This window comes from Humibacter sp. (assembly GCF_051954055.1).
Lineage (GTDB): Bacteria > Actinomycetota > Actinomycetes > Actinomycetales > Microbacteriaceae > Humibacter.
On the sequence record NZ_JBQCIE010000102.1, the window covers coordinates 1 to 5,504 of the forward strand.

6 protein-coding genes and 1 tRNA gene are annotated in these 5,504 nt (G+C 68.1%); 2 read left to right on the plus strand and 5 right to left on the minus strand.

Annotation, left to right across the window (positions count from 1 at the left end; genetic code table 11):
* From ACTHNC_RS12825 to ACTHNC_RS12835, 3 genes are all read right to left on the minus strand, one after another.
* Nucleotides 1-810: transcription termination/antitermination NusG family protein (locus ACTHNC_RS12825; RefSeq protein WP_440294998.1), on the minus strand; the 810-nt coding region annotated here is incomplete at its 3' end.
* A 93-nt stretch (nucleotides 811-903) separates the two neighbouring features.
* Nucleotides 904-1,179, minus strand: a complete 276-nt coding sequence (gene secE, locus ACTHNC_RS12830) for a preprotein translocase subunit SecE (RefSeq protein ID WP_440294999.1) — start codon at nucleotides 1,177-1,179, stop codon at nucleotides 904-906.
* A gap of 39 nt (nucleotides 1,180-1,218) precedes the next feature.
* Nucleotides 1,219-1,291 (minus strand) — tRNA-Trp (locus ACTHNC_RS12835).
* A gap of 301 nt (nucleotides 1,292-1,592) precedes the next feature.
* On the opposite strand from ACTHNC_RS12835, the gene ACTHNC_RS12840 reads away from it, so the two are divergent.
* On the plus strand, nucleotides 1,593-2,699 hold the full coding sequence (locus ACTHNC_RS12840; protein WP_440295000.1) for an integrase catalytic domain-containing protein: 1,107 nt from the start codon (nucleotides 1,593-1,595) through the stop codon (nucleotides 2,697-2,699).
* Between the two features lie 89 nt (nucleotides 2,700-2,788).
* On the opposite strand, the gene ACTHNC_RS12845 is transcribed toward ACTHNC_RS12840, so the two are convergent.
* Nucleotides 2,789-3,487: a LuxR C-terminal-related transcriptional regulator gene (locus ACTHNC_RS12845; RefSeq protein ID WP_440295001.1), complete on the minus strand. Its 699-nt coding sequence runs from the start codon at nucleotides 3,485-3,487 to the stop codon at nucleotides 2,789-2,791.
* Nucleotides 3,484-4,749 carry a PspC domain-containing protein gene (locus ACTHNC_RS12850; protein WP_440295002.1) on the minus strand — a complete coding sequence of 422 codons (1,266 nt, stop codon included), beginning with the start codon at nucleotides 4,747-4,749 and terminating at the stop codon, nucleotides 3,484-3,486. The genes ACTHNC_RS12845 and ACTHNC_RS12850 overlap by 4 nt, the downstream gene beginning before the upstream one ends.
* Nucleotides 4,750-4,863: 114 nt before the next feature.
* Between ACTHNC_RS12850 and ACTHNC_RS12855 the strand changes: the two genes are divergently transcribed.
* On the plus strand, nucleotides 4,864-5,504 hold a 641-nt coding region (locus ACTHNC_RS12855), incomplete at its 3' end, for a PspC domain-containing protein (RefSeq protein WP_440295003.1).

A 5,504-nucleotide genomic window follows, 5' to 3' on the forward strand; every position in this document is an offset into this window, starting at 1 on the left:
CGGGGCGACGCGAGCCGCAGCCTTGGTGCCCTTGCCTGCGGCGGCCTTACCGGCCGCGACAGGCTCGACCTGCACGAGCGACTTCAGCATGTTGAACGCCTCGTCGAAGCGCAGCGGCGTCGGGTTGTGCGCGTTGCCCACGAATCCGGTGACACCAGGGGTGTGACGCACGACGGACCAGCTGTCCTCGTTGAGGTCCATGCGCACCAGCACGTAGCCGGGGATGCGCACACGGTTGACCATCTTGCGCTGGCCGTTCTTGATCTCGACAACGTCTTCCATCGGCACCTCGGTCTGGAAGATGTAGTCCTCCATACCCATGGATGCCGTGCGGTTGGCCAGGTTCTGCTTCACGCGGCGCTCGAAGCCCGCATAGGAGTGGATGACGTACCACTTGCCGGGCAGGTAGCGCAGCTCGCGCTTGAACTCCTCGTACGGGTCGACCTCGACCTCTTCGGCCGGGTCGTCGCCGGAGTCCGCGGAAGCAGCGGCCTCGCCTGCGCCGTCCACTTCTTCCTCGTCCTCGATCGCCTCGAACGCGGCCTCGGCCTCGTCCGCGTCGTCGATCTCGAGTGCATCGTCCACGACGGCGTCCGCCTCGGGATCGGCGGTCTCCGCGATCCGGTCGAGCACGGCATCCAGATCGATGTCGTTGCCGTCGGAGTCGGTGACGTGCAACGCCTCCCGCTCGGCCGCATCCGACGAGTCCTCAGCGGACTTCAGCTGGTTGCCTTCCTGCGCCTCGTCGTCTTCGGCGGACTGCTCTGCAGCCGTCGCCCAATCGACGTCGTCGCGCTCTCGTTCAGACACTTCGCTCTTCCCAATCCATTCCTGTTGTTGCGCAGGTCACGGCCCGCGCCGCCGATTCATCCAGGCCGTCCCGCCCAGCGGCCGTGTCGGCCGTCAGGACGATGAACCGCCGAAGACGAGGATGACGAGCCACCCGAAGAGCTGATCCAGACCGAACACGATGCCCATCATGATGATCACGAAGACCAGCACGACGCCCGTGTAGCTCAGCAGCTCGCCGCGCGTCGGTGTGACGACCTTTCGCAGCTCGCCGAAGACCTGCCGGATGAACAGTGCGATCCGAGAGAAGGGGTTGCGCTTGGCTTCCCGCTCCTTCTTGGCGTTCGCGACGACATCCTCGCTGGGCTCGTCGATGACTTTTCGGGCCACCTCATACCTTTCGTGGGCCGGCGCATGAACACCGACTTGCAGGGCGGACAGGACTCGAACCTGCAACCTGCGGTTTTGGAGACCGCTGCTCTACCAATTGAGCCACCGCCCTTTGCGTGCCGAAGTCGTGACGAGCTTTCGGCCGATTCGAAAATGGGCGCAGAAAAGCTTGGCTGACTTCAACAACCTCGGTCAAGTGTAGGCGAGCGGTGCGCGGTAGCGCAAAGCGACGACTTGACTCATGTAAAAGGTCCGGGAACGTCGGTGGTTGCCTCACGTAAGGATGTCCGCATAGTTCTCTGGCCGGTGTGAGCAGGGAGTTGTCGATGGCTGCGCGCCGTGAGATCACGAAGAAGTTCGCCCGCGAGTACGGGCGTGCCGACAAGGCGGGGAAGGGTCGGCTGCTGGATGCCGTGGTCGAGACGACAGGGTGGACGCGAGATCACGCCAGGCGGGCGATCCGAACCGCCGTCGCGCGGAAGGGTGCCGGGAACCAGCAGCAGCGCAAGCCGCGGCCGCGGAAGTATTCGTATGACGCGCTGGTGGTGTTGCAGGAGGTGTGGCGCCTGTCCGGGCAGCCTTCGGGGAAGTATCTGGCGGCGATCATGGTGGACACGCTGGAACGGCTGGTCCGGTTCCGGGAGCTCGGGAAGGTGCAGCCGCGGGTCACGCCCGAGGTTCTGGACGAGCTGCGCCAGATGTCCGCGGCGACGATTGACCGGTATCTGAAACCGCATAAGGACGCGGCGTATCCGGTTGCTTTGTCGGGCACGAAGCCCAGTCATATTCTGCGTTCGTCGATCCCCACGCGAACCAGCATGGATGCCCCGCTGACCGAGCCCGGGTTCCTGGAGCTGGACACCGTCGCGCATTGCGGTCACACGCTCAAGGGTGAGTTCCTCTGGACACTGGACGCGACCGACCCGGTCACCGGGTGGGGCATGATGCGCACCGTGAAGAACAAGGCGTTCGTGCACGTGCATGCCGGGCTGGAATTCATCCGCAAGCATGCCCCGGTGCCGATCCGCGGTATGGACTTCGACAACGGCGGCGAGTTCATGAACTGGTCGGTGATCGCCTGGGCGGACGAGCTTCGGATCCCGCTGACCCGCGCCCGAGCCTATAAGCACAACGACAACGCGCATATCGAGCAACGCAACGGCGACTGGGGGCGTAAGCATGCGTTCCGCTACCGGTACGAGACCGACGCGGAGGTGGCGTTGCTGAACGAGCTGTGGGACCTCGTCATGGCTCGTAAGAACCACCTGCTGCCGTGCGTGAAAGCGATCGGCTTCACACAGACCAAGGCCGGCCGGAAGAAGCGGGTCTACGACGCCCCACGCACCCCGTACCAGCGGCTGCTCGACGCCGGTGTCCTCGACGAGAAGACCCGCGCCCGGCTGCAGCGAGAGCATGCGAACCTGAACCCGGCACGCATCACCCGGCGGATCAACCAGATCCAGAAGCAACTCATCGACCTCGCCGCCGCCAGAACCCAAGGCACCCGCCCCGCCGCCTGAGGCACGCGGACATTTCACGTGAGGCAAGCATCAATCACACGCGGACATCTTGACGTGAGGCAAGACGAGCGACGAAACGCCGCCCCGACTCAGAGCAGGCGCCTCGCGAGAGCCCACGCCGTCAGCTCGTGACGGGACGAGAGCTGCAGCTTGCGCAGCACCGCGGAGACGTGAGTCTCCACCGTTTTCACAGAGATGAACAGCTCGCCCGCGACCTCTTTGTACGCGTATCCACGGGCGATGAGCCGCATCACCTCGCGCTCCCTGGCCGTGAGGCGGTCCAGTTCGTCGACGCTTTCGGCCTGCTCGCCGGATGCCGTGCCGAAGGCATCCAGCACGAACCCCGCGAGCCGTGGTGAGAAGACGGCGTCGCCGCCCGCGACGGCCTGCACGGCCCTGGTCACCTCGGCGCCCGAGCTGCCTTTCGTGATGTACCCGCGGGCTCCGGCACGGATGACGGCGACCACGTCTTCGGCGGAGTCCGAGACGCTCAGCGCGAGGAATCGCGTGGACGGCGCCAGCGGAGCGGCCCGACGCGCCACCTCGGCACCGCCTCCGCCCTGTGCCCCCTTCTCGTGGCCGCCCGGAAGGTGCACGTCGAGCAGCACGACGTCGGGCCGCAGCTCAGCGATCGTGCCGACCGCGGACTCCACGTCATCAGCCTCGCCGAGTACGAGGATGCCGTCGCCCAGGTCTGCCCGCAGCCCCGAGCGGAAGATCGAGTGGTCGTCGACGATCACGACGGTGATCGCATCGTCGCCGTGCGACGGGTCGTCCGTCTGGGTCATCTCTGCTCCTCTCCGGACTCCGCGCCCTGTTCCGCGGCGTGCTCGTCCCCGTGATCGAGATGGATGCGCACCTCGGTGCCTGCGCCTTCCGCCCCGGCGCCTCCCGTGCCCTGGCTGCCCGCGCCGCGTCGTACGGATGCCTGGCCGCCCGCCCTGCGCATCCTGCCCACGATCGACTCCCGAACGCCCATGCGGTCCGAGGGCACCTCGCCGAGGTCGAACCCAGGGCCGCGGTCGCGCACGAAGACGTCGACCGAGTGCGGCGTGCTCTCGACGTACACGCTGACGTCGCCGCCGGCGTGACGCGCCGCGTTCAGCATGGCCTCGCGTGCAGCAGCGGCGACCTCACCGCTGGAGCGTTCGTTCGTCTCACCCACCGCCACGAGGTCGAACCGCACCGGGTAGTCGAGTTCGAGCGCCGCCGCGGTGTCACGCAGGTCTGTCACGAGATCGCTGTCGTCCCGCCGCTCACCGGAGTACAGCCACTCGCGCAGCTCGCGCTCTTGGGCGCGGGCCAGCCTCGCGACCTCGCTGGATGCTCCCGCCCTGGTCTGGATGAGCGCCAGAGTCTGCAGCACGGAGTCGTGCAGGTGGGCGGCCAGCTCGGCGCGCTCCTCCTCACGCACCCGCTTGGTGCGCTCGGCGATCAGCTCGCGCCACAGCCGCAGCGCCCACGCGCCTGCGAGAACGGCGACGCCGGCGAGCACCGCCGCCAGGAACAGCATCCACGCCCAGCCGGGCGCTCCCCCACCCCAGACGAGCATGCCGAGGATGCCGGCCGCCAACAGCAGTACACCGGTCGCGGTCCGCAGCCAGCGGGCGGTGCCCTCGTTGCGGGGAGCTGCGGCATCCATGAGCTGGTCCCACGCCACCGCGCCGACGCCGCAGGCGATCAGGCCCGTGATCACCGGGAACAGCACCGCGGGGTTCGTGAGTCCGGCGCGGAACGAGCCGCCCAGCGCGAACACGAGAAGGGTCAGCGTCGCGGCGACCGCGAACAACACCCACGGAACCGAGACACGGCGGTGGACGAGCCCATGCGCGCCGGCCTCTGCCGGCTCGAGCGGCGTCAGCGCCCACAGCCACAGATAGAGCAGGATGCCCGCGCCTCCGCACAGCGCGAGCCCCACCGCGAGCCACCTGGTCGCCCGCACGCTCCAGCCGAGGTGCCGGGCGACGGCGACGCACACTCCGCCCAGCGCGCACTCGCGCGGCCTGAGCAGCGGCGGCCGCAACGCGGCTCCGCCTGATGGGGTGGACATACTGGCATCCAACCATCCGGCCGAAGCCCGGGGGTGGCCCGGGGTCGGATCTCAGGGACCGATCAGGGGCATCCCCCATCGCGGAGCCGCACACGGCTCGGGCACGATCGGAGCATGCCTGAACATCCCGGTCAGAACGACCACGCAGCTGGCGGACCGCCCTCGTACGGCGCCGCCTACCCACAACAATCCTCGACGCAGGGCGGCGGGGGCGAGCGGTTCTTCGGCTGGCTCCGATCCCTCGGCATCAATCGACAGAACGGCTGGATCGGGGGCGTCTGCGGCGGTGTCGCCGCACGACTCGGCATCGACCCGATCATCGTCCGCGGCATCGCCGTCGTCGTGGCCGTGCTCGGTGGGCCCGCCTTCCTGCTCTACGCGGCGGCGTGGCTGATGCTGCCGGACGCGCAGGGCGACATCCATCTGCAGCGCCTGATCAAGGGCCACTTCGACCCGCCGATCATCGCGATCATCGTGATCGCCTTGTTCTCGTTCCTGCCGTTCGCGCAGGGGTTCTGGTGGGCCGGTGCACAGTTCTGGGGCGGGCTGAGTTGGTTCTCGTCCGTCGGCCGCGTGCTGTGGACGCTGCTCGTGATCGCGCTCATCGTCGGTGTGGTCATCTGGGCCGCTCGCAGCGGACGCGTGCCGCCCGCTGCTCCGGGGCCGCGTCCTGGCTCCCCTTACGGTTCTCCTTCGACCTCGCCGACGGATGCCGGTGGCGGCGCCGCGTATTCGGCTTCCGCGAGCGCCGCCCC

Excerpts from the sequence above, each read along its gene's own strand:
- ACTHNC_RS12845 (WP_440295001.1), bottom strand. The coding sequence starts at position 3,487 with ATGACCCAGACGGACGACCCGTCGCACGGCGACGATGCGATCACCGTC.
- ACTHNC_RS12850 (WP_440295002.1), bottom strand. The coding sequence starts at position 4,749 with ATGTCCACCCCATCAGGCGGAGCCGCGTTGCGGCCGCCGCTGCTCAGG.